Below are 23,854 nucleotides of genomic sequence, written 5' to 3'. Positions count from 1 at the left end.
GCCCATGGACGTCCGCGAGGGTCCGGTCGCGGTCTTCGAGCAGGTCCTGGCGATGGCGGCGAAGTTGCGGGCCTCGGGGCTCGCGGAGGGTTTCGACGGCGCCGGCATCGGCGTCCCGGGACCGGTCCGCTTCCCCGAGGGCGTACCGGTGGCTCCGCCGATCATGCCGGGCTGGGACGGCTTTCCCGTGCGGGAGGCGCTCAGTCAGGAGCTGGGCTGTCCGGTCATGGTCGACAACGACGTGAACCTGATGGCGATGGGGGAGATGCACGCGGGCGTGGCACGTTCCGTGGGCGACTTCCTCTGCGTCAAGATCGGCACCGGCATCGGCTGCGGCATCGTCGTCGGTGGCGAGGTCCACCGAGGGGCCACCGGCAGTGCCGGGGACATCGGTCACATCCAGGTGGAACCGGACGGCCGCGTGTGCGTGTGCGGCAACCGCGGCTGTCTGGAAGCCCACTTCAGCGGTGCCGCGCTGGCCGCTGACGCGGAGCAGGCCGCGCGTGAGGGCCGCTCGGCACACCTCGCCGCCCGGTTGGAGACAGCCGGACGCCTGACGGCCGAGGACGTGTCGACTGCCGCGGCGGCCGGGGATCCGGTGGCTCTGGAGCTGATCCGTGAGGGCGGGAAACGCCTGGGTCAGGTCATCGCGGGACTCGTCAGTTTCTTCAACCCGGGACTGGTGGTGATCGGCGGCGGAGTGACCGGACTGGGGCACACGTTGCTGGCCAGTGTCCGGACCCAGGTGTACCGGCAGTCGTTGCCGCTGGCCACGGGCAACCTGCCGATCGTGCTGGGGGAGTTGGGGCCGGCCGCCGGAGCCATCGGCGCGGCCCGGCTCATCAGCGACCACGTCTTCTCACCGGCCTGACCCGCTGCCCGACACCACCCCGTCAGCAGCGGATCGTCACGGGCGCCGACGCAACTCGGCGGCGCCCCGCCCCTCACCGAAGCCGTCGCCCGACCCGCAACCAGGCGTCGGAGCAACCTCATCGGCGATCCCGCACACTCGGTGCGCTGCGGCAACCCCGTGACGCCCCGGCAACAGCGGGCGAGCCGCCGCAACACCAGTAGCGCCACCGCAACAGCCACAACACCACCGTAGGAACAGCCACAGCACCGCCGTAACGCCCGTGCGGCGTCGGCGGCCGTCACCCCCTGCACGGCTGCGGGTGATCCAGCCTGCCCTGCCCGTCGCGTTCCGCGCCACCACGACGCCAGGGCTCCCACAGCCGTCCACGCGACCGACACACGCAGCCCAGCCCTGCCCGCTCACGGCCCGTATCCGCCGAGGGGATTCCTCATGGCACCACAACCACCCCTGCTCACCATGTCCGGCATATCGAAGTCGTTCCCGGGCGTTCGCGCCCTGGACGGTGTGGATCTGGAGGTCCAAGCCGGTGAAGTCCACTGCCTGCTCGGCCAGAACGGGGCAGGGAAGTCCACTCTGATCAAAGTGCTCGCCGGGGCACACCAGCCGGACAGTGGTGAGATCACCTGGCGGAACGAGCCCGTGACCCTGGGGTCGCCGGTCGCCGCCATGCGCCTGGGCATCGCCACCATCTACCAGGAACTCGACCTGATCGAGGGGCTGTCCGTCGCGGAGAACGTCTTCCTCGGGCACGAACCGACCGCCGCGGGATTCGTCGTGCGCGGCTCGGCCGCCCGTACGGCGACCGCGGAACTGCTGAAACGCCTGGGGCACCCGGAGATCGACCCGGCGCGGCTCGTCGGTGACCTGTCGGCGGCACAGCAGCAGATCGTCTCGATGGCCCGCGCGCTGTCCCACGAGGTCCGGTTGATCGTGATGGACGAGCCGTCCGCGGCACTCGACCCCGAAGAGGTGGACAACCTGTTCAGGATCGTGACCGACCTGACGGCCGACGGCGTCGCCGTCGTCTACATCTCCCACCGTCTGGAGGAGATCCGGCGGATCGGCGACCGGGTCACGGTCCTGAAGGAAGGCCGGTCGGTCGCGGGCGGCCTGCCCGCCAAGTCCACACCGACCCACGAGGTCGTGGCCCTGATGACCGGGCGGAACGTCGAGTACGTCTTTCCCGACCGGCCCGAGGCCGGGTTCGCCGCGGGGCGGGAGCCCGTGCTGAAGGTCGAAGGGCTGAGCAGGCGAGGGGAGTTCGCCCCCGTCGACCTGGAGCTGCGGCCCGGTGAGATCGTCGGCCTGGCCGGGCTCGTAGGGTCCGGGCGCAGCGAGATCCTGGAGACGATCTACGGTGCTCGCAAGCCTGACGCGGGCCGCGTCCTCGTCGAGGGCACGCCCCTGCGCCCGGGCAGTGTCCGCGCCGCCGTCGGCGCCGGCATCGGTCTCGCGCCCGAGGAACGCAAGGCACAGGGCCTGCTGATGCTGGAGTCCGTCAGCAGCAACGTCTCGATCTCCACGCTGTCCCGGTTCGCCCGCGCGGGCTGGCTCGACCGCCGCACCGAGCGGGCCGCGACACACCGGGCGGTACGCGAACTGTCCCTGCGGCCGGACAACCCCGACGCCGCGATCCGGACCCTGTCCGGCGGCAACCAGCAGAAGGCCGTGCTCGCGCGCTGGCTGCTGCGGGGCTGCAAGGTGCTGCTGCTGGACGAGCCGACCAGGGGTGTCGACATCGGCGCCCGGGCGGAGCTCTACGCGGTGATCCGCCGGCTGGCCGACGAGGGCCTGGCCGTACTTCTCGTGTCCAGTGAGGTGCCCGAGGTCCTCGGGCTCGCCGACCGGGTGCTGGTGCTCCGTGAGGGCAGCGTCGTGCACACGGCGGACGCCCGGGAGCTCGACGAGCACCGCGTACTCGATCTTGTGATGGAAGGGAGCCCGACGCCATGACGCAGCCGACCACAGCGGCGCACGAGGATGCACCGACGTCCGCCGCCAAGTCCACGGGGGAGCAGGGGAGTTCACGTCGACCGGGTGCACGCTGGGACGTGCGCACCCTGTCCCTGCTCGGAGTCCTCGCCGTCCTCGTGGCGGTCGGCGGGATCACCGCACCGGACGAGTTCCTCGCGACGAGCAATCTCCAACTCGTCCTCACCCAGGCGTCCGTGATCGGTGTCGTCACCGTCGGCATGACGTTCGTCATCACCAGCGGCGGCATCGACCTGTCGGTCGGCGCGATCGTGGCGCTCGCCTCGGTGTGGGCGACGACCGTCGCCACCCAGGAGTTCGGCTTCGCGGGCATCCTCTTCACCGCGGTGGTCGTCGGTGTGGGCTGCGGTCTCGTGAACGGCCTGCTGGTCGCCTACGGCCGGATGGTGCCGTTCATCGCGACGCTGGCCATGCTCGCCTCGGCCCGGGGCCTCGCGCTCCAGATCACGGACGGCAGCACGCAGATCGTGAGCGTCGCGTCGGTGCTCGACCTGGGTTCCAGGGACTCCTACATCCTCGGCATCCCGCCCCTCGTCCTGATCTTCGCCGCGGTCACCGTCATCGGCTGGCTGGCGCTCAACCGCACCACCTTCGGCCGCCGTACCGTCGCCGTCGGCGGCAACGCCGAGGCCGCCCGGCTGGCCGGCATCGACGTCCGCCGCCAGCGCCTCTACCTGTACCTGCTGTCCGGGCTGTGCTGCGGCATCGCCGCGTTCATGCTGATCGTGCTCGCCGGCTCGGGACAGAACACCAACGGCAACCTCTACGAGCTGGACGCCATCGCCGCCGCCATCATCGGCGGCACCCTGCTCAGCGGCGGCCGCGGCACCATCATCGGCTCCGTCCTCGGCGTACTGGTCTTCACCACGATCACCAACATCTTCGCCCTGAACAACCTGGAGACGGCTGTCCAGCAGATCGCGAAGGGCGCCATCATCGTCGCCGCCGTCCTGGTACAGCGCCGCTCGCTGCACGGCGACACCTGACACCGTGCGGCACACGCCGGACGGCGGACCCTGACACCGCCGTCCGGCCCCCACCTCCTCCCACGGACGCACACCTCCAGTCGGACTCCGTCCGACGCACACCGCCCAGTCGAAGGGTTGATCCGTCATGGCAAGAACCCCCGCCACAAGCCGCAGAGCACTGCTGTTCGGGACCGCTGCCGTCTCCGCCGGCGCGCTGCTCACGGCCTGCACCAGCAACGAGCCCAAGGACCAGGAACAGGCCGCGGACAAGGCCGCCCCGGTGGCGGACGACAAGCCGGGCAAGGCCGTCACCATCGGCTTCGCCGGACCGCAGGCCGACCACGGCTGGCTCAACGCCATCAACTCCAACGCCAAGTCACGGGCGAAGAAGTACTCGGACGTCACCCTGGAGATCACCGAGGGCTCCAACGACACCGCCCAGCAGATCGGCCAGGTGCAGACGCTGATCAACAAGAAGGTCGACGTCCTGGTGATCCTGCCGGCCGACGGCAAGGCCCTCACCCAGGTCGGCCTGCAGGCCATGAGGGCGGGTATCCCCGTCGTCAACCTGGACCGCGTGTTCGCCTCGCCGCAGGCGTACCGCTGCTGGATCGGCGGCGACAACTACGGCATGGGCCTCAACGCCGGGCACTACATCGGCGAGCAGCTCAAGGGCAAGAAGAACGCCAAGGTCGTCGAACTCGCCGGACTCGACAACCTCGAACTGACCCAGCAGCGCACCAAGGGCTTCGACGACGCCCTGAAGAACTACCCCAACATCCGCAAGGTGGCCCGCCAGGCCGCCGACTTCACGGTCGAGTCCGGGCAGGCCAAGATGGCCCAGCTCCTCCAGGCGCAGTCGGACTTCGACGCGCTGTGGAACCACGACGACGACCAGGGCGTGGGCGCGCTGCGCGCCATCGACCAGGCCGGCCGCGACGACTTCCTCATGGTCGGCGGCGCGGGCGCCAAGTCGGCGATGGACGCCATCAAGGCCGGCAACAGCGTGCTGAAGGCGACTGTCCTGTACCCGCCGACCATGGCCGCCTCGGCCATCGACCTCGCCCGGGCGCTCGGCCAGTCCAAGGGCATCGGCGGGCTCGCCGAGTTCGAGATCCCGTCCTCGCTGACCCTGTACTCGGCCGTGGTCACCAAGGACAACGTCGACCAGTACCTGCCGACCGGCTTCATCTGACCGGACCGGGCCGCGGGCCGCGCACACCACGATGAGTCAGTGACTCCGACGAGGAGAGATCCGTATGGAACAGAGGGACGGCCGGACCGTACCGCCGACGCTCGGCGTGGGCATGGTCGGCTACGCGTTCATGGGTGCCGCGCACTCACAAGGGTGGCGCACCGCAGGGCACGTCTTCGATCTGCCGCTGCGACCGGTGATGGCGGCGATCGCCGGACGCGACGCGCGCGGCGTGCGGGCAGCGGCCGACAAGCACGGCTGGGCCGCGGCGGAGACCGACTGGCGTGCCCTCATAGCCCGCGACGACGTGCAACTCGTCGACATCTGCACACCGGGCGACAGCCATGCGGAGATCGCGATCGCGGCGCTGGAAGCGGGCAAGCACGTCCTGTGCGAGAAGCCGCTGGCCAACTCGGTCGCCGAGGCGGAGGCCATGGTCGCGGCCGCCGAAGTGGCTGGCTCCCGTGGGCAGTTGGCCATGGTGGGGTTCAACTACCGGCGCGTGCCGGCCCTCGCCCACGCCCGTGGCCTCATCGCGGACGGCAGGCTCGGCACACTGCGGCACGTGCGGGTGACCTACCTCCAGGACTGGCTGGTCGACCCCGACTTCCCGCTGACCTGGCGGTTGCAGCGGGAGCACGCCGGGTCGGGCGCGCTCGGCGACCTCGGCGCCCACATCGTCGACCTCGCCCAGTACCTGGCGGGCGAGGTCCTCGTCGGTGTCTCCGCCCAGACGGAGACCTTCGTCAGGGAACGCCCCCGCCTCGACGGTCCGTCCACCGGCCTGACGGCGTCCGGCAGTTCCGAGCGGGGGCCGGTCACGGTCGACGACGCGGCTGTCTTCACGGGCCGGCTCGCCTCAGGAGCGCTCGCCACGTTCGAGGCGACCCGGATGGCGTCGGGACGCAAGAACGCCCTGCGTCTGGAGATCAACGGAGAGTCCGGATCGCTCGCGTTCGACCTGGAGCGGCTCAACGAGCTCTACTTCCACGACCATCGGGAGCCCGCCGCCACGGCTGGGTTCCGCAGGATCGTCGTCACCGAGCCCGATCACCCCTACCTGGACGCCTGGTGGCCGCCGGGTCACGGTCTGGGCTATGAGCACACCTTCGTGCACCAGGCCCGTGATCTGGTCGAGGCGATCGCGTCGGGCACCGCGCCAAGGCCCTCGTTCGCCGACGGGCTCCAAGTGCAGCGGGTGCTGGCGGCGGTGGAGGAGAGCGCCGAGAAGAACTCCGTGTACACCCCGATAGCCGTCTGAGGAGGTTTGGGAATCATGCCGCGCCCGTTCACCCTGTTCACCGGCCAGTGGGCCGACCTGCCCCTGGAAGAGGTCTGCCGACTGGCCCGCGACTTCGGCTACGACGGACTCGAACTCGCCTGCTGGGGCGATCACTTCGAGGTCGACAAGGCCCTGTCCGACCCCTCCTACCTGGACTCCCGGCACGCCCTGCTCGACAAGTACGGCCTCAAGTGCTGGGCCGTCTCCAACCACCTGGTCGGCCAGGCCGTGTGCGATGCCATCATCGACGAACGCCACCAGGCCATTCTGCCCTCGGCGATCTGGGGCGACGGCGAGGCGGAAGGCGTGCGCCAACGGGCCGCGCAGCGCATGAAGGACACCGCGCGCGCCGCCCGCGCCTTCGGCGTCGACACCGTCATCGGCTTCACCGGCTCGGCCATCTGGCACCTGGTCGCCATGTTCCCGCCCGCCTCCGAGGCGATGATCGAACGCGGCTACGAGGACTTCGCCACCCGCTGGAACCCGATCCTGGACGTCTTCGACGAGCAGGGCGTCAAGTTCGCACACGAGGTCCACCCCAGCGAGATCGCCTACGACTACTGGACCACCCGGCGCGCCCTTAACGCGGTGGACAACCGCCCGGCGTTCGGCCTGAACTTCGACCCCTCCCACTTCGTGTGGCAGGACCTGGACCCGGTCGGCTTCCTCTACGACTTCCGCGAGCGGATCTACCACGTCGACTGCAAAGAGGCCCGCACCCGCCTGGACGGCCGCAACGGCCGCCTGGGCTCCCACCTGCCCTGGGGCGATCCCCGCCGCGGCTGGGACTTCGTCTCCGCCGGCCACGGCGACGTCCCCTGGGAAGATGTCTTCCGCATGCTGCGCTCCATCGACTACCAGGGCCCGATCTCCATCGAGTGGGAGGACGCCGGCATGGACCGCCTCCAAGGCGCACCCGAGGCACTGAACCGGCTCAGGAAGTTCGACTTCGAACCCCCGTCGGCCTCCTTCGACGCCGCCTTCGGAGGCAGCGACAACTAGGCCCCGACAACAAGAGGCCCAAACCGGCCCGGCGTTGACAGACCGTAACGGTAAGTCGCCGGGCTGGTCCACGCTGCCCTCCTCCAGCTTTGTCCTGATCCTGGAAGAAGTTCGTCGTTTCGCTGCGCAAGGGGTTCCGGCCACGGACGAACGGGGTTACGGTCCCTTCGTGCACAGGAACCACACAGTGGCCGGAAACTGACGAGCCGTCCGGCTCGTTCAGCGCAACCTCGTTCGCCCGACCAACAGAGGACGACCCCGCACAGCGCAGGACCACGACCCCTCAGGCACCGCGCACTTCCCGGCGGCGGCCAACTGCCGCCCCTCGCACGCCGCGACCGCACGCATCACGGAGCAGGCCTTCGGGCCGCGGTCAAAGCCGTCCCCATGCCGACGGCGGGCGGGAGCCCCTCGCGCCCCCGCCCACCGTCCGCCCACCGCATCGGAACACCGACATGGCAGGGAGGCAGCCCGTGAACACCGACCGGAACGCATCGGAGCCCCGGACCGGCGGGCCGACCGCACGCACCGGCGTCTGGTTCGTCGGAGCCCGCGGATCGGTGGCCACGACCGCCGTCACCGGATGCGCTGCGGTCACCGCCGGACTGCGGCCGCCGACCGGCATGGTGACCGAGACCGCCCCCTTCGACGGCACCGGCCTGCCGCCCCTGTCCTCGTTGGTCTTCGGCGGCCATGACACCGCGCACTGCCCACTGCCCAAGCGGGCCGAGCACCTCACCGACGCGGGTGTCCTGCCGCATGGCCTCGTCCCCGCGGTGCGCGCCGAACTCCGGGCCGCGGACGAGGAGATACGGTTCGGCGGCCCGCTCCCGGGCGACACGCGCAGTGACGAGGAACTCGTCGCGGACTTCGCGGCCGACCTCACCTCGTTCCGCGTGCGCAACGCCCTGGAACGGGTGGTCGTCGTCAACGTCGCCTCCACCGAGCCGCTGCCCGCGCCCGACGCGGTACGGCTGCCCCCCAGCTCCCTCTACGCGGCCGCCGCCGTGCGAGCCGGCTGTCCCTACGTCAACTTCACGCCGTCCACCGGATTGCGCACACCTGCCCTGACGGAGGCCGCCGCAGCCGGCGCACTGCCGCACGCGGGCCGCGACGGCAAGACCGGCCAGACCTTGTTGCGGGCCGTGCTCGCCCCGATGTTCGTCCAGCGCGCCCTCCAGGTCCGCGCCTGGTCCGGCACCAATCTGCTGGGAGGCGGTGACGGGGCGTCCCTGGCGGACCCGGCCGCGGCCGCGGCGAAGAACGCCGGCAAGGAACGCGTCCTGGCCGACACCCTCGGGCACACACCGCAGGGCGAGGTGCACATCGACGACGTCCCCGCCCTCGGCGACTGGAAGACCGCCTGGGACCACATCGCCTTCGACGGCTTCCTCGGCACCCGTATGACCCTCCAGACCACCTGGCAGGGCTGCGACTCGGCCCTGGCCGCACCCCTCGTCCTGGACTTGGCCCGCCTGACCGCCCGCGCCCACGAGGCGGGGCTCTCCGGCCCGCTCACGGAGCTGGGCTTCTACTTCAAGGACCCCGACGGGGGCCCGGCGGGTCTCTCGGAGCAGTTCACGGCACTGCTGTCGTTCGCCGACCGCCTGCGGGAGGCGCGGTGAGGGGCTCCCGACCCCGTGACCGTGCTGGGGGCCTGCGTCGAGGGCCCGCGCACCCGTGCGGAACGAGCGCCGCTCCTGAGCGGCCCGCCACGACCTCCACCTCGATCCGTCCTCCGTTCGCGGCAGCCACGGCCGCTTCCCCACGAGCGACGACCGTCCGCTCGTCCAGTTGCCCACCCCCCGCGCAGTATCCGGCCGTGCAGCGGCCACCGAAGTGAAGTTCCTTCTCCTGCGGCTCACCGGCCCGGCCGGAGGCGAAAGCCGCAAGGCACCCGCAGCACCGCGACGACGAAAGCGAGAACCACTGTGACCGCGTTCAACGACGAAGCCGTCACCGGCGACACCCTGCGCCGCGCACTCGGCGTCAGCCGCCGCCGCTTCCTCAGCACGTGCACGGCCGTCACCGGGGCGGCGATCGCGGCCCCCGTCTTCGGCGCATCGCCCGCGCTGGCGCAGGACAGATCACAGGCCGCCGGCCACGATCACGGCCGTTCCGCCCTGGTCCCGCCGCACAAGCGCGGCATCATCCTCTACACCGTCCGGGACGCGATCGGCCGCGACCCGCTCGCCTCCGACCTGCCGTCCGGCTTCCGCGAGGTGTTCAGGCAACTGTCGCGCTTCGGCTACCGGCAGGTGGAGTTCGCCGGCTACGGCCAGCACGCCAACGCGCCCGGCGGCGCCGATCTGGGCACGGTCCAGGGCGCGAAGCTGCTGCGCTCCTGGCTCGACGAGTACGGGCTGCGGGCTCAGGGCAGCCACGGCTACATCCCCCCGTCCTGGCCGCTGACCCCGGCCGACCGGGACACCTTCAAGCGTTGGCTGGAGATCGCCAACATCATCGGCATGGACCACATGGGCACCGGCGCCGACCCCACCAACACCCCCTACCGGGCCGACTGGGACGTGGCCGCGGAGAAGTGGAACACGCTGGGCGCCATCGCGTGCCGCGAGGGCATCAAGCTCTACACCCACAACCACGACAGCGCCTACGACTTCCTGCTCGACGGCGGCCCGCTCGACGCGCAGGGCCGGCCGACCCGCAGCTCCGGCATCCGCAAGCTGGAGTACTTCCTGAAGGTGACCGACCGCAAGAGCGTCTACCTGGAGCTGGACGTCTTCTGGGCGCACGTGGCCCAGTACAAGTTCCACACGTACACCGCCCATGACGGCTCACAGCGCGAGCGTGTCTTCGACCCGGCCGCGCTCGTCGAGCGCAACAGCACCCGTTTCCCGCTCTTCCACGCCAAGGACGGCGTGCTCAACCCGCAGAGCGGCATGGGCTACGACATGGTGCCCTTCGGCACGGGCGACATCGACTACCGGCGCTTCTTCACCCGGGTGGGGGCGAAGAACCACCGCAACCCGATGGTCGAGCAGGACAACGCGCCCAGCACGACCGTGCCCGGCCAGTCCCTGGACTTCGCCCGCATCGGCTACCAGAACCTCGCGGCCCTGCGCGCCCGCCGCTGACGTGACGTCATCCGGCCTTCCCACGGGCACGCTCCGCTGCCCGACGTACTGAGCACGTCCGGCTTTCGACCCGCCTCCACCCTGCAAGCGGCCGGCGGCCGCGGACCCTCTTCGCGGCCGCCGACCAGACCGAAGGAGTTCTGAGTGCGCAACAGACGGATCGTCACCCTCCTGGGGGCCGCCACCCTGGCCGGAGCCGTCGGGCTCCTGCCCCTCTCCCCGGCGCAGGCCGCCAAACCGGACCCCGCACCGCCGGCCTCGGCGAACTTCCAGAAGGTGACCCTCAACGACCGCCCGGGCGAGCCCATGGCCCTCGCCGTCCTCCCCGACCGGCGGGTGCTGCACACGGCGCGCACCGGAGAGGTCCGCATCCACGACCCCAAGAGCGGTGTGAACTTCCTCGCCGCCGACATGAAGAAGAGCCCTGCGGGGCTCTACCAGCACGACGAGGAAGGCGTCCAGGGCATCGCCGTCGACCCCGGCTTCGCCAAGAACCACTGGGTGTATCTCTACTACTCGCCCCGCCTCGACACCCCCATGGACGACCCGGCCACCCCGGGCGTCAACGAAGGGGACGCACCGCAGTTCGGCACGGACGCGGACTTCGCCAAGTACAAGGGCGTCACCCGCCTGTCGCGGTTCAAGCTGGTGGGCAACAAGCTCGACTTCGCCACCGAGCAGAAGGTCATCGACGTACCGGCCGACCGCGGCATCTGCTGTCACGTCGGCGGCAAGATCGACTTCGACCGCAAGGGCACCCTCTTCCTGTCGACCGGCGACGACTCCAACCCGTTCTCCTCCGACGGCTACGCCCCGCTCGACGACCGCCCCGACCGCAACCCGGCCTACGACGCGCGGCGCACCGCGGGCAACACCAACGACCTGCGCGGCAAGGTCCTGCGCATCCAGGTCAAGCCCGGCGGCGGATACCAGATACCGCGCGGCAACCTCTTCGCGCCGGGCACCCCGAAGACCCGCCCGGAAATCTACGCCATGGGTCTGCGCAACCCGTTCCGCTTCGGGGTCGACGACAAGACCGGCGAGGTCTACGTCGGCGACTACTCGCCCGACGCCAACACCGCCAACCCGGGCCGCGGCCCCGCCGGACACGGACGCTGGATGGTCATCGACCGCCCCGCCAACTACGGCTGGCCGTTCTGCGTGACGCAGGACATGCCGTACCAGGACTACGACTTCGCCACCCAGAAGTCGAGCGGCGCCTTCGACTGCGCCAAGCCCGTCAACGACTCGCGTCACAACACCGGCCGCAGCGTGCTGCCCCCGGTCGAGGACGCGGAGATCGTGTACGGCTACGGGGCCTCGGCGGAGTTCCCGGAGCTCGGCACGGGCGGCATCGGCCCCATGGGCGGCCCGGTGTACCAGTACGACAAGCGCAACAAGGCCCAGAACCGCTGGCCCCAGTACTTCGACGGCAAGCCGCTCTTCTACGAGTGGACCCGTGACCAGATGAAGGCCATCACTCTCGGCAAGAAGAACGAAGTCCTCAAGATCGAGGACGCGATCCCGACGATCAAGACGGACGGCCCGATCGACGCCGAGTTCGGCCCCGACGGCGCCCTGTACGTCCTCGAATACGGCACCGGCTACTTCGCGGAGCTGCCCGAGGCCCAGCTCTCCCGCATCGACTTCACCCGGGGCAACCGCACCCCGGAGCCCAAGGTCGCCGCGGACGTGGTCAACGGCACCAGCCCCCTGACCGTCCAGTTCTCCAGCGCCGGTACGACGGACGCCGACGGCGACGCCCTGCGCTACGCCTGGGACTTCGACGCGAACGGCACGGTCGACTCCAGGGAGGCGAACCCGAAGCACACGTTCACCGAGAACGCCGTCTACGACGCCACGCTGAAGGTCACCGACAGCACCGGGCGTTCGGCCTCCGCGTCCGTCCCCGTCGTCGTCGGCAACAAGGCACCGGTCGTCTCGCTCACCACCGACCCGGCCCCGCACGGCGGCACCCCGTTCCACTGGGGTGACACGGTCACCTGGCAGGTCACCGTCACCGACGACCAGCCGGTGGACTGCGCCAAGGTCACCGTCTCGTTCATCCTCGGCCACGACTCGCACGGTCACCCGCTGTCGACGAGCAACGGCTGCTCCGGATCGTTCAAGACGTTCGTGGACGGCGGTCACTCCGGTTCGGACAACCTCAAGGCGGTCTTCAACGCCTCCTACACCGACACGCCCCCGGACGGTCTGCCGTCCCTGTCGGGCAGCGCCGAGGTCGCTCTGACCCCGGCCGACTGACCGGCGACGACTGCACCGCGACGGGGCGCCCGCTTCGGGGGCGCCCCGTCGTCGTGCGAGCACACCGCAACCGGTGTCCGTTCCGCGCCCCTTCACGGCCCGAAGAGCGGCTCAGGGGGACGGCGGGACCTCCCAGCGGGCCGCGGACATCGCGGCGGTCGCGGCTTCACGCACGGCCCGCACCGCCGGACGGTCGCGGTGCTCGGCCGGCCAGCCGAGCGCCGACACCGTCGGGGACAGATCCACCACGTCGACGTAGCGCACCCCCGGGCGGGGGAAGAGGTTGCGGGCCGCAGCCGGCAGAAAGCACATGCCCTGTCCCGTGGCGACCGTGTGCAGCAGCCCCTCCATGTCGGACACCACGGGGCCGTAGCGCACCCGCCTGCCGTCCGGTCGCGGGTCCACGGCCCAGAAGTCCCACCACACGCGGGGCACTTCAGGGGGTACGTCCACGAAGACCCGGTCGCCGAGGTCGGCGAGGGAGATCTCGGACCGTCGTGCCAGCGGGTCGTCGGCGGACAGGCAGGCTATGCGCGGCTCGGTGGCCAGTTCCAGCACCTCGACGCCCTCGGGCACGGGAGGCCGGAGGAAGGCGACATCGATGTCGCCGGAGAGCAACCGGGCCAGATGCTCGGCGAAGCTGAGAGTCCGGATCTCCACGGTGAGCGCCGGATGCAGTGTGCGCAGGTGCTCGAGGACCGCGTGGGTGTAGGGCATGGCGGCCTCCGCGCCGACCGTCCCCACCACCACGTGCGCGGACAGGGTGCGGGCCCACTGGCCGGCACGGACCCGCAGCCGGTCCATCGCCTCCACGGTGGCCCGCGCCTCTTCGGCCAGTGCACGGCCCGCGTCGGTGAGTGTGACGCTGCGGCTGTCGCGTGAGAACAGCGGAACGCCCAGCCGCCTTTCCAGCTCCTGGACCTGGCGGCTCAGCGTCGGCTGGGTTATGTGCAACCGGGCGGCCGCCCTGCCGAAATGCAACTCCTCGCCCAGCGCCAGGAAGAGCCGCAGCTGGTGCAGGCTCGGCTCCGCCGTTCCCTCCGGATCAGGCACCGCGCACGTCCTTAACCTGCGGCCATAGCGGCCCCTGCATCGGTCGGGCCCATATTCTCATCGCCCGCGCACCGTTGGACGGATCTTTGCCATGCCACTCTGGACAACCACCGCACCGTCCGGAATGACCACCGGCACGGTCGGCGGCAGCAATGGCAATCGGGGGAGAAACGATGCTGCGCATTCACTTCACAGCTGCGGACCTGGCGCGCGTCCATCTGGCTCGTGAACCGGACCCGGTGTGGGAGACCCTGCTGAGCCTGCACCAGCTGAGCGCACCGAGACAAGGCCTGCCCGTCTTCGCCCACTGGCGGCGCACCGCGCGGGCCGGACTGGCCGCGAAGGGACTGGGAGGACCGGCGAGAATGCTCTCCGTCCTCGCCCCGGCGTCGGCGAGCTACTGGCCCGATTTCCTGACACCCGGCGCCTCGGCCGACGGCATCGAGGCCGCAGTGGAGGAACTCCGCGCCACTCCCCGGTCACGGCTGCGCCGGGAACTGGACCGGATGGCTGGCGTCCACAGGCTGCCGCGCTGGGCGCACGAACTCGGCGCGGGCGACCGGACGTTGATGGAGGAGGTCGCCACGGCGTTCCGCCTGGTGCACCGCACGGTCGTGGCGCCGGACTGGGCCGGGACGGCCAGGACCACCGAGGCCGACCGGGCCCTGCGAACACGCACGCTGCGCGATCGCGGTGTCCACGGACTGCTGGACTCCTTCCGTCCGCTGATGGTCTGGCGCCCTCCCGTGCTGCACGTGCGCTATCCGGAGGACCGCGATCTGCACCTCGGCGGACGAGGTGTCCGGCTGATCCCCTCGCACTTCTGCTGGAACACACCCATCGCACTGGCCGACCCCACCCTGCCGCAGGTCCTCGCCTACCCCGTCGCCCATCCCGCGACCTGGGCGCCGGAGGTCACCCGCGACCGGCGTGGCGAGGCCCTGGCCACCCTGCTCGGCCGGACCCGGGCCCGGGTACTGGCCTGCCTGGACACCACCGCGACCACCGGTGAGATCGCCCGCCGTCTGGGCATCTCGGCTCCGTCGGCCAGCGAGCACGTGGCCGCCCTGCGGGAGGTGGACCTCGCGCACAGCCGGCGCGACGGCACCCATGTCGTCCACACCCTCACCCCGCTGGGCGCCGCCCTGCTCAGCGGCGATCTGCCGACGCAGCGGCCGGTCGTCCCGGGCAGCTCCTCACTCCTCAGTCCGGTGGTCCGGCGGTGAAGGGGCCGCTCGCGGCCGGCCCGCACAAACGGGTCCGGCCGGTCCGCACAAAGGGGTCCGCCGAGCCCACCGCGGCCGGCCGGACGGGGCGGTGTCACGCAGGGGCGCCGAGCGGCGGGTGCTCGAGGACGCGGGGCTTGTACTCGACCAGCTGGATGCGGCCGTCGAAGGTGCGGTGCTCGGTCATCTCGAGGGCGACGTCCGGATAGCCGTCGTAGATGCGTTCCTGGCCCGTGGCACCGGTGATCACCGGGAACATCACGACCCGGAAGCGGTCGACGAGTCCCGCTCGTAGCAGGGACCGGCACAGGCTGAGGCTGCCGATCGTGCTGAGGAGTCCCGTGCCATCCGACTTCATGGCGCGGACCGCCTCCACGGCGTCGTCGCGGACGAGCGTGCAGTTGGCCCATGTCAGGGGCTCCTCGAGTGTGGAGGAGAACACCACCTTGGACGCTTGCGTGAGCTCGTCGACGGACGCCTCTTCCTCGGGCCGGAACTCGTCCTGACCCTCCGGGACCTCGCCTGCGGCGAAGCCCGACATGAGGCGGTAGGTGTTCGCTCCCATGAGGTAGGTGGCCTTGGGCTGCTCGCCGAGCCATGCGAGGTACTCCGGCCCCTCAAGGCCCCAGAACCCGGGCCACCCCTCTCCTGACGCGTAGCCGTCGAGGGAGGTGATGAAGTCGACGAGAAGTTCCGACATGGCGGTGTCCTTTCCTGGGGTGTCACGAGCTTGGACCGGCCGGGAGCCGCAAACTCATCGGCCGCGCTGTGGGGTGACGAGAAAACCCCATGAGGCCGCACCCCCGAGGCGGGCGAGCCGCAGCCCGCACTCACCCGACCGTCACGTGGTGAACCGCTCCGGGCGGAAGTCCGCCAGCATCTCGTCTCTCCTCCCGCTGAGGATCTCCGCTGCGAGCAGTCGGCCGATGACCGGCCCGAGCGTGATGCCGCTGTGGGAAACGGCCTCGTAGTAGCCCGGCACCGACGGCACCGCTCCCACCGAGGGGAATCCGTCGGCGGGGATGGGCCGCAGCGCCACTCGTGTCCGCGCGATGCGGGAGCTGCTCAGCTCCGGTACGACCCGCCGGGCCATTTCATGCAGTTGCCGTCCGAGCTGGGCTGGGTCTTCGCCGGTGTCGATGAGTGCGTCGGTCTCGCGGCTGTGAAGGACCATCGAGGTGTCCCCGTCGGGACGGATCTCGATGTGGGGCGCGTGCAGGGGCCGGCGGACAGGGACCGGAGCACAGTCGATCCGGGTGATGACGCCGGGTTCGCGGCGCATCGGCAGGTGCCGTCCGAGGAGCCCGGCGATGTGGGAGGCACCGGGGCCGGCCGCGTTCACGACGATGTCCACGTCGAGATGGTTGCCGTCGGAGAGAACAACCGTCCGGACGCTCCCGTCGCCACCGGTGCGGATGTCACGGACCGCGCTGCCGGACCGGAGCTCGGCGCCGGACGCAGCAGCCTGGTCCACCAGGCGGCCGACGAGACGACGTCCGTGCACCCAGGCTTCGTCGGGGTAGAACAGGACCGGAACGTCGCCGGGCATCGGGACATCGGGCTCCAGGCGTCGGCGCACCTCGGCCCCCGAGTACACCTCGACCCGGTAGCCCCAGTCAGTCAGCAGTCCGGCTGTCTCCAGGACCTTCGCCTGCGCTGCGGGATCGTCTGACCAACGCAGGTGGCCGCTGGGGTACCACCACGAGTCCGGCCCGATGATCCCGGCGAGTTCGCGGTGGGCCGCCAAGCCGGCGACGTTCAGGTCGAAGTAGGACTTGCGAGCCGTCTTGTTGCTGGCGTTGACCCACGAGAAGGACCAGTCGGTGACGCCTTCACCCGGCCGTCCCGCGTCGATGAGGATCACTTCGGCACCTTGCCGGGACAGGTTCCAGCCCACGGCGGCTCCGAGGATGCCCACTCCGATGACAGCGACACGTTGGGGGTGCTGCACGGACCTGATCCCCACGAAGGCCTCCCCGAGCGTGGGCGAACTCCCGTTGCCAGTATGCAAGCACCGGTCATCGCTTGCCGGAACCGCACGGCCGAGACCGGTGAGGCCTGGCGGAGGTCGCTTACTGGTAGCAGCCCCCCACGCACAGCACGGTGAAGGTGCCCGCGTTGTGGGCCGGCGTCGACTTGATGTGGTGTGGGGTGACTGAGGGAGTCCTGCTGGTCTCCCAGGGCATGGGTGCGGCCACGGCCTGCGGAGCGAGGGCGGTGAGGGCTGCGATGGTCGTGAGCACGACGGCGACTGCGTGCTTGGGTCGAGGCACGGGGACTCCTTGATCAACAATGCGCATACCGCGGACCCGGTTCTCCCCGGGGCAGGAGGGAGTATTCACGGCGGCGGAAGCCTTTGGCCATCAATTCCATCTCAGTCGAAATGACGGGGCTCTTTGGCGCGGAGCGGATCTGCCGGCCGCCGTACTGATGTGTCCCGGTGCCCTGTCATTCCCTCAAGAGGCGCTCCAGTGCGGGTCGCGGCCCAGATAACGCAGGAGTACCGCCTCGTCGTCGTCCCCCTGCTGAGGATTCAGGGCCGCGGCGTAGGCGCCGTAGGTACGCAGCGGCTCGACGATCTCCCTGGCGACCTTGAGGAGGGGACGGGCCAGCTCGGGCGTGAGCGGCGACGGCCGGCCCGTCGCCAGGGCGATGTCCCAGGCGTGGACCGCCGCGTCCAGCCCGCACGCGGCCGACCCGGACCACGGGGACATCTTGTGCGGCGGCACCGGCGTGGGCACCTCGGCGGCGTCTCGGTCGACCCCCGCCCATGCCTTCGCCGCTCGTGTCAGGGCGTCCTCCAGGAACGCCGTCGGGTCCACCCCCTCCATCTCGCCCGACGGGGCGAACGGGTTGAAGCCGGGGCCGGGTTCGCCGGTGAGCGCGGCGGCGAAGCCGATCTGGTCGCCGACGGCGTGCTGAAGTACTTGGGCGACGGTCCAGTCCGTGCAGGGTGTCGGCAGGTCCCAGCCGTCGGCCGGGACGGCGCGCACCGCCGTGCGCAGTGCTTCGTGGGAGGCGTCCAGGACGTCCCAACCGCTGGAAAACATGTCATCGCTCATCGCGAGTCCCCCGTTCGTGATGCCGTCACAGGTGTGAAGCCTGGCGTCATGCGTCCACTTTCGGCAAGGGGGGCCAGCAGCCGGGGCGGGATCGTCGCGGCTGAGCGTTTTCGAAAGTTCCGCTACCATACGATATGGATGATTTTGGGCTAGTGCCCCAAAAAGGATGAACATCCTTCGGAGTGGCGCATGTCCCGCAAGGGCCCCGCATACGACGGCGACGAGCTGCTGGCCAGACTCGGCTCGCTGACTTCGCGGGCGCGTGAGTACGCGGAGCTGCAGCGCTCCCAGGTCGAACTGGCCATCGCCCTGCAGCGCGGCATGCTGCCCGCGGAGATGCCCACGGCACCCCGCTACCACCTGGCCGTACGCTACGCACCGGCCTGTCACGGCCTCAACGTGGGCGGGGACTGGTACGACGCCTTCCACCTGCCGGACGGCCGGATCGGGCTGTCCATCGGGGACGTCCAGGGCCACAACATCGAGGCCGCCGCCTTCATGGGGCAGGTACGCGTCGGTCTGCGCGCCCTCGCCTCCGTGACGAGTGAACCCGGCGAGGTCCTGGCGCGGACGAACGACCTCCTCCTGTCCCTGGGCACCGATCTCTTCGCCACGTGCACCTTCCTGCGCCTCGACCCGGCAACCGGGGTACTGGAGAGCGCCCGCGCCGGGCACATCCCCTTCGTCTGGGCGACCGCGGACGGGAAGAGCGGGGTCGGCGCTGACGAGGGTGGCCCGCCCCTGGGTGTCGCCGCCGGCATGACCTACCCGGTCACCTGTTACCGGCTCACCACGGGTGGCGTGTTCGTCCTGCTCACGGACGGCGTGGTGGAGGGGCCGTCCATGGAGGTCGGCCAGGGCCTGGACCAGGTGGTACGACTCGCCGGCATCGCGGCCGTGGCCGGCATGGACGCCGGAGCGCTCGCCACCGCCGTGATGCGGGGCGCGGACCAGGTGGGACACGAGGACGACGCCGCCGTTCTCGTCGTCGGCTACGAAGGGGCCGAAACTCAGCCGTAGAGCGGCACACGTCCCCTCCCGCCTCGCCGGAACGACTACCCGGGTGTCTGATGGCTGGTGTGGTGGGTAACGAGAATCTGCGCCGGAACGGCGTCTTCGCCCTCCAGATGCTGACCGTCACCGGCTGTTACTACGTCGCCGGACGGCTCGGCCTCCTGTGGAACCTCGCCGTCGAAGGTGCGGTGTTCACCCCCATCTGGCCGCCGACCGGAGTCGCGGTGGCCGGCCTGCTGATCTTCGGGCTGCGTGTCTGGCCCGGCATCGCGCTCGGCGTCCTGCTCGTCATCCTCCACCTCACCTCGCTCAGACCCGAGGTACTCGGCAACCTGGCCGGCAACACGGCCGCGCCCGTCTGCGCGTATCTCATGCTGCGGGCGGTGGGCTTCCGAACCGATCTGAGCCGGTTGCGGGACGGCCTGGCCCTAGTGTTCCTCGGGGCCCTGACCGGCATGCTGATCAGCGCCACGGTGGGCGTCGGCATGCTCGTGCTCGCGGACCGGCTGCACACCCACAGCTTCTGGGGGGTGTGGCTGGCGTGGTGGGTGGGCGACGCGATGGGCGTTCTGATCGTCACGCCGCTTCTGCTGTGGCTGTACGAGGCACGATGGCCCCCGCGCCTGTCCCGCTGGCCGGAGGCCACCGCGCTGATCGTCGTCACCTGCGGCGTCGTGCCGCTGATCACGCACAGCAGCCTCAGCGTGCTGTTCCTCATCTACCCCCTGCTGATCTGGGCCGCCCTCCGCTTCCAGCTCATCGGCAGCATGCTCTGCGCCCTCGTCACGTCCGTCATCGCCACCGCCGCCGCCACGGAGGAAGCTGGCCCGTTCGAAGGCCTCACCCGCATCGAGGTGATGATCAAACTCCAGGCGTTCAACGGCACCATCGCCCTCACCGCCCTGCTGCTCTCCGCCGTGATCACCGAGCAGCGCAACACGCGACGCTCGGTGGAACGAGCCTGCCAGGAGCTTGTCGAGGTCCTCGAACACCTCACGGCGGGAGACGCGCCACGGGGGCGGCCGAACCAGCTGAGGAAAGAGGCCGACGACGGGCCCCGGCAGGAGGGGACGGGGCGAGGAAAGTGACCGCATCCGAGCAGCACTTCTGTGCCGAAGCAAGGGGCATGACGCGCGTCCAGACGTGCGGAAGGGCATGGGCGCCCCCTGCACCTCCCAGCCGCGAGCCACCACGTGACGGAGGAACCGCGATGACCAAGAAGGCGAAGGGCAAGAGCCGGAGCAAGAAGCTCACGCAGGGCGACGAGGTCACCTGGAAGAGCCACGGCAGCACCGCCGAAGGCAAGGTCGTCCGCAAGGTCACCCGGCGCACCGAAGCCGCGGGACGCACCGTGGACGCGTCACCGGACGAACCGCAGTACGAGGTGCGCAGCGACAAGTCCGGCAACACGGCGGTCCACAAGCCGTCCGCGCTGCGCAAGAAGTGAGCGGGCCGGATGCAGACCTTCCTGCCCCACCCGGACTTCCACCGGACCGCTCTGCTGCTGGACCGGCGCCGACTGGGCAAGCAGCGGGTCGAGGCTCTCCAGGTCCTGCGCGGTCTGACGGTGCCGGGATACGGCTGGCGCCGGCACCCGGCCGTACGGATGTGGGCGGGGTACGAGGAGGCACTCGTACGGTACGGCCTGGAGATCTGCCGGGTCTGGCGCGAACAGGGGCATCAGGACAGCTGCGCCGCCTCGCTGGTGGCCGGGCTGGCGGCGTTGCGTCCTGGCGCTCCGGTCCGCGACCAGTCGGCTCTCGCGGCCGCGGACGAACTGCCGCCGTGGCACGGCGACGAGGCCTTCCACGAAAGCCACCGCTCGGCGCTGGTCCGCAAGGACCCGGAGGTGTACGGCGAGCTGTTTCCCGGCGTACCCGACGACCTTCCCTATGTGTGGCCCGCGTCCGACCGGGAGGTGCAACCGAGCTGAGGGTGCCGGAGCCGACAATCCGCCAGGCCCCGGCACCGTGGGGAGGAGAGGTCAGCCGGCGGGGACGTCGTCGTGGAACGTCGTGCCCGCGCTGCGGTACGCCGCCACCTTGGAGGCGACCTGCGCCGGTGTGAGGACCTGGTCCTTGACGTGCAGTACGTAGTCGACCTGCTCGTCGTAGGAGCGTGGGGTGCTGCTGGTCAGGCCGCCGAAGTCGATCAGCCACTGGTTGAAGTTGATGGACATGGGCCGTTCCGGCAGGTACGCGGCGTCATGGGTACCGAAGAGCCGCCCGTCGACGTAGTACCTGATGCTGCTGTTGTCGATGGTCAGCACCAGGTCGTGCCAGCCGGCGTAGCTCTGGCGGCTCTCGCTGTGCTGGTTGACCGCCACCCAGGGATCGGCCTGGTAGGTCTCCCAGGACGTCGTGTAGAGGATGTTGGACGGCTCGCCCCAGCCGCCGTTGGGCAGGTACTCGAAGTCGTACTCGGCGTAGTCGTCCGCCAGGGGGGCCTTGAGGTCGTTGATGGTGAAGAAGGTCTGGACGAGGTGGTCGCCGTCCGGCCCGGACCTGGGCGCGTCGCTGAACTTGACGCGGGCCGCGTAGGTCCCGTTCTTGAACTTCATCGACTTGGTGAGGATCTCGGTCTGCTCGGTGCTCGCTCCGGTGCCGGCGGTCGAGGTCTCCAGGTTCATGACGGAGTTGCCGGCGGCGGTGGAGAAGGTGATGTTCTCGGGGGCCCAGGTGGCGCCGGAGACGCCGGGGCCACCGGAGTTGGAGCGCACGCTCCAGCCGTTCGCCGAGATCCTCGGGTCGGTGTGGCTGGTGTAGTTGAAGTCGTCGAACAGTGTGGCGCCGCCGGTCGGCGGGTCGGTGGGCGGATCCGTGGGCGGGTTCGTCGGGTCGTTGCCTGCGGGGGCCTGGCCCCACAGGGTGGTGCCGGCCAGTTGGGCCGTGACCTTGGACCAGTCGGCGTACGAGGTCTGGGAGGCGCCGAAGGAGTAGTCGTCGCTCTGGTTCAGCGGTGCCCACGTCGACTGGTAGAAGCGCAGTTGCATGTCGCCGGTGTCGGCGCCGGGCGTCAGGGAGCCGGCCCCGGAGGTGAAGCCGATCTCCAGGTAACGGTCCGCCGTGGCGGTGGGGTTGGCGAGCGTGCCGAAGGTGCCCGTGATGTTGGCGCAGCCCTTGACGGCCCAGGAACAGGCGAAGCGGTAGGTCGCGTTCGCCGAGTCCGCCTTGAAGTAGTAGCGGAGCTTGACGCCTTGCAGGGAGACGCTGTTGGTGCCGGTGTTCCTGACCTTGAACCAGGGTTCCGCCTGATCCGCGCGGGCCCCGGAGGCGCTGGTCCGGTACTGGACGCTCAGGCCGTCGGTGGCCGCGTTGGCGGTGGCCGGGAGTGCGGTGAGCGCGGCGGCGCCCATGCCGACCGCGATGGCGGCGGCCGCGGTGGCGCGCAGCCGGTTCGTTGTGGATCTCATCGTTGTTCCCTCCAGAAAGGTGGGGGTGATTCCCGGAACGGGACAGGGTGTGCGTCAGGGGTGGCGCGGGATGCCGAGTGCGTCGAGCCGGGCGGTGTGGTCGCCGAGACGGGCCTCGAAGTCGCTCCAGTCGGTCGGTCCGCTCCAGCCGCGGTCGGCGAGGGCGCACAGGCGCGGATAGGTCAGGTACTCGATGTGCGCGGGGGTGGTGACGAACTCGGTCCACAGCTGTGCCTGCGTGCCCAGCACCCGCCCGGCCGCCTCGGCGTCCGCCTCCGCCGGGACGGGGTCGTGGGCGTGGACGGTGCGCAGGTCCACGGCGGCTCCGGGCTGGGCGGGCGGCTCACGGGGGTCGTCGGAGCGGGCGTAGTCGAGATAGGTGGCCCTGTGGTACGCGTTGACCACGGGGTGGCCGCGTCGGGCGGCCGCCAGGGTGTGGGCGGCGTCGCGCCAGGTCATCACGGTGAAGTCCAGGGGCAGTTCGGCGCCGGGCTCGGCCCAGGCGACCGGGTGCCGTCCGTTGCGGACGAGGAAGTCGCCGATCTCCGAGAGGAACCAGCCGTGCAGGGCCTGGGCGTTCATCAGGCCTTCCGTCGCCACGCGTTGGCGGGCGGTGGCGCTGTGGGTCCACTCGGCCGTGGGGCACTCCTCGCCGCCGATGTGGATGTACGGCGAGGGAAAGACGTCCATGACCTCGCCGAGGACGGTGCGGCAGAAGTCGAGGGCTTCGTCGTGGACACCGAGCACGGTGTCGCACACGCCCCAGCGCGTCCACACGTCGAGGGTGCGCTCGGGGTGGTTGCCGAGTGCGGGATAGGCGGCGAGCGCGGCCCGCACGTGTCCGGGCATCTCCAGTTCCGGGAGGACGGTGACTCCGCGGGCGGCCGCGTACCGGACCAGGTCGGCCAGTTCGGACCGGGTGTAGGACCCGCCGTGCGGGGTGCCGTCGTACGAGCCGGTCCCGGCCGGGCCCTGCTGGGTCTCGGCGCGCTGGCCGCCGATCTCGGTGAGCTTGGGGTAGGCGGCGACCGGCATGCGCCACCCCTGGTCGTCGGTGAGGTGCAGGTGGAACACGCTGATCTTGTGCAGCGCCAGCAGGTCGACGTAGCGGCGCAGGTAGGACACGGGCTGGAAGTGGCGGGCCACGTCGAGCATCGCGCCGCGCCAGGGGTGGTGGGGGAGGTCGATGATGTCGGCGCAGGGCAGCGTCCACGCGGTGCCGGTCTGCGGTGACCCGGACAGGGCCTGCACGGGCAGGAGTTGACGGATCGTCTGGATGCCGCGCAGCAGGCCGGTGGGGTGTGCGGCTCGCAGCAGTACGGCGTCGGGGGTCACGGTGAGCACGTATCCCTCGTCGCCGAGTCGGCCGTGAGGGGGATCGAGGGCGAGGGTGACGGGCCCGTCGGGGGAGGGC

General features: G+C 70.6%; 21 protein-coding genes and 1 pseudogene. 15 read left to right on the top strand and 7 right to left on the bottom strand.

Going from position 1 to position 23,854, the window contains the following annotated elements; all coding sequences use genetic code 11:
- The 10 genes and pseudogenes from AOJ26_RS16590 to AOJ26_RS16550 all read left to right on the top strand — a co-directional run.
- Positions 1-871 (top strand): ROK family protein (locus AOJ26_RS16590; protein ID WP_053849070.1); only part of this gene is annotated, 871 nt, incomplete at its 5' end.
- 432 nt (positions 872-1,303) lie between these two features.
- Positions 1,304-2,827, top strand: coding sequence for a sugar ABC transporter ATP-binding protein (locus AOJ26_RS16585; protein ID WP_053849068.1), 1,524 nt, complete (start codon positions 1,304-1,306; stop codon positions 2,825-2,827).
- Positions 2,824-3,852: an ABC transporter permease gene (locus AOJ26_RS16580; protein WP_053849067.1), complete on the top strand. Its 1,029-nt coding sequence runs from the start codon at positions 2,824-2,826 to the stop codon at positions 3,850-3,852. Before AOJ26_RS16585 ends, AOJ26_RS16580 begins: the two co-directional genes overlap by 4 nt.
- Before the next feature lie 127 nt (positions 3,853-3,979).
- A complete protein-coding gene (locus AOJ26_RS16575; protein WP_053849066.1) occupies positions 3,980-5,029 on the top strand; it encodes a substrate-binding domain-containing protein in 1,050 nt (349 codons plus the stop codon).
- 64 nt (positions 5,030-5,093) lie between these two features.
- Complete coding sequence (locus tag AOJ26_RS16570; protein ID WP_053849065.1) at positions 5,094-6,290, top strand: Gfo/Idh/MocA family protein; 1,197 nt, start codon at positions 5,094-5,096, stop codon at positions 6,288-6,290.
- 15 nt (positions 6,291-6,305) lie between these two features.
- Entirely contained in the window at positions 6,306-7,313 is a 1,008-nt protein-coding gene (locus tag AOJ26_RS16565) for a sugar phosphate isomerase/epimerase family protein (protein WP_053849064.1), read from the top strand.
- A gap of 473 nt (positions 7,314-7,786) precedes the next feature.
- Positions 7,787-8,938, top strand: a complete 1,152-nt coding sequence (locus AOJ26_RS16560; RefSeq protein WP_053849063.1) for an inositol-3-phosphate synthase — start codon at positions 7,787-7,789, stop codon at positions 8,936-8,938.
- 100 nt (positions 8,939-9,038) lie between these two features.
- Positions 9,039-9,248: pseudogene (locus tag AOJ26_RS44380) on the top strand (hypothetical protein); the annotation flags it as partial.
- Positions 9,245-10,408 (top strand): sugar phosphate isomerase/epimerase family protein, encoded by a 1,164-nt coding sequence (locus AOJ26_RS16555; RefSeq protein WP_053849062.1) that lies wholly within the window; start codon positions 9,245-9,247, stop codon positions 10,406-10,408. The pseudogene AOJ26_RS44380 and the gene AOJ26_RS16555, both read left to right, overlap by 4 nt.
- A 144-nt stretch (positions 10,409-10,552) precedes the next feature.
- The gene (locus AOJ26_RS16550; RefSeq protein ID WP_053849061.1) at positions 10,553-12,673 is read left to right on the top strand and encodes a PQQ-dependent sugar dehydrogenase; all 2,121 of its coding nucleotides are present in this window, start codon (positions 10,553-10,555) and stop codon (positions 12,671-12,673) included.
- Positions 12,674-12,784: 111 nt separating this feature from the next.
- Here the strand turns inward: AOJ26_RS16550 and AOJ26_RS16545 are convergent, their stop codons facing one another.
- Entirely contained in the window at positions 12,785-13,726 is a 942-nt protein-coding gene (locus AOJ26_RS16545; protein ID WP_053849060.1) for a LysR family transcriptional regulator, read from the bottom strand.
- 173 nt (positions 13,727-13,899) lie between these two features.
- Here AOJ26_RS16545 and AOJ26_RS16540 point away from each other — a divergent pair, with 173 nt between their 5' ends.
- On the top strand, positions 13,900-14,952 hold the full coding sequence (locus AOJ26_RS16540) for an ArsR/SmtB family transcription factor (RefSeq protein WP_053849059.1): 1,053 nt from the start codon (positions 13,900-13,902) through the stop codon (positions 14,950-14,952).
- A 94-nt stretch (positions 14,953-15,046) separates the two neighbouring features.
- Here AOJ26_RS16540 and AOJ26_RS16535 read toward each other — a convergent pair whose 3' ends face one another.
- The 4 genes from AOJ26_RS16535 to AOJ26_RS16520 form a co-directional block, all read right to left on the bottom strand.
- Positions 15,047-15,652 carry a dihydrofolate reductase family protein gene (locus AOJ26_RS16535; protein WP_053849058.1) on the bottom strand — a complete coding sequence of 202 codons (606 nt, stop codon included), beginning with the start codon at positions 15,650-15,652 and terminating at the stop codon, positions 15,047-15,049.
- A gap of 141 nt (positions 15,653-15,793) precedes the next feature.
- Entirely contained in the window at positions 15,794-16,918 is a 1,125-nt protein-coding gene (locus tag AOJ26_RS16530) for an NAD(P)/FAD-dependent oxidoreductase (RefSeq protein WP_234358572.1), read from the bottom strand.
- Between the two features lie 106 nt (positions 16,919-17,024).
- Positions 17,025-17,225: a hypothetical protein gene (locus AOJ26_RS16525; RefSeq protein ID WP_053849057.1), complete on the bottom strand. Its 201-nt coding sequence runs from the start codon at positions 17,223-17,225 to the stop codon at positions 17,025-17,027.
- 183 nt (positions 17,226-17,408) lie between these two features.
- The gene (locus AOJ26_RS16520) at positions 17,409-18,002 is read right to left on the bottom strand and encodes a TIGR03086 family metal-binding protein (protein WP_078959918.1); all 594 of its coding nucleotides are present in this window, start codon (positions 18,000-18,002) and stop codon (positions 17,409-17,411) included.
- A gap of 201 nt (positions 18,003-18,203) precedes the next feature.
- On the opposite strand from AOJ26_RS16520, the gene AOJ26_RS16515 reads away from it, so the two are divergent.
- The 4 genes from AOJ26_RS16515 to AOJ26_RS16500 all read left to right on the top strand — a co-directional run bounded on the left by AOJ26_RS16515 (position 18,204) and on the right by AOJ26_RS16500 (position 20,961).
- Positions 18,204-19,034, top strand: a complete 831-nt coding sequence (locus tag AOJ26_RS16515) for a PP2C family protein-serine/threonine phosphatase (protein ID WP_053849055.1) — start codon at positions 18,204-18,206, stop codon at positions 19,032-19,034.
- Between the two features lie 50 nt (positions 19,035-19,084).
- Entirely contained in the window at positions 19,085-20,116 is a 1,032-nt protein-coding gene (locus AOJ26_RS16510) for an MASE1 domain-containing protein (protein ID WP_179200343.1), read from the top strand.
- A 122-nt stretch (positions 20,117-20,238) separates the two neighbouring features.
- Positions 20,239-20,475 carry a DUF2945 domain-containing protein gene (locus AOJ26_RS16505; protein WP_053849053.1) on the top strand — a complete coding sequence of 79 codons (237 nt, stop codon included), beginning with the start codon at positions 20,239-20,241 and terminating at the stop codon, positions 20,473-20,475.
- A 9-nt stretch (positions 20,476-20,484) separates the two neighbouring features.
- A complete protein-coding gene (locus AOJ26_RS16500; RefSeq protein ID WP_053849052.1) occupies positions 20,485-20,961 on the top strand; it encodes an MSMEG_6728 family protein in 477 nt (158 codons plus the stop codon).
- Positions 20,962-21,012: 51 nt separating this feature from the next.
- Here AOJ26_RS16500 and AOJ26_RS16495 read toward each other — a convergent pair whose 3' ends face one another.
- Positions 21,013-22,440, bottom strand: coding sequence for a cellulose binding domain-containing protein (locus AOJ26_RS16495; protein WP_053849051.1), 1,428 nt, complete (start codon positions 22,438-22,440; stop codon positions 21,013-21,015).
- A 54-nt stretch (positions 22,441-22,494) separates the two neighbouring features.
- The coding region (locus tag AOJ26_RS16490) for a beta-N-acetylhexosaminidase (protein WP_053849050.1) at positions 22,495-23,854 on the bottom strand (1,360 nt) is incomplete at its 5' end.

It is taken from the genome of Streptomyces sp. NRRL B-24085 (genome assembly GCF_001282115.1).
In the GTDB taxonomy this organism is placed as follows: domain Bacteria; phylum Actinomycetota; class Actinomycetes; order Streptomycetales; family Streptomycetaceae; genus Streptomyces.
The sequence above is the reverse complement of the archived record's forward strand: the minus strand, read 5'-3'. Positions and strand labels throughout refer to the sequence as shown.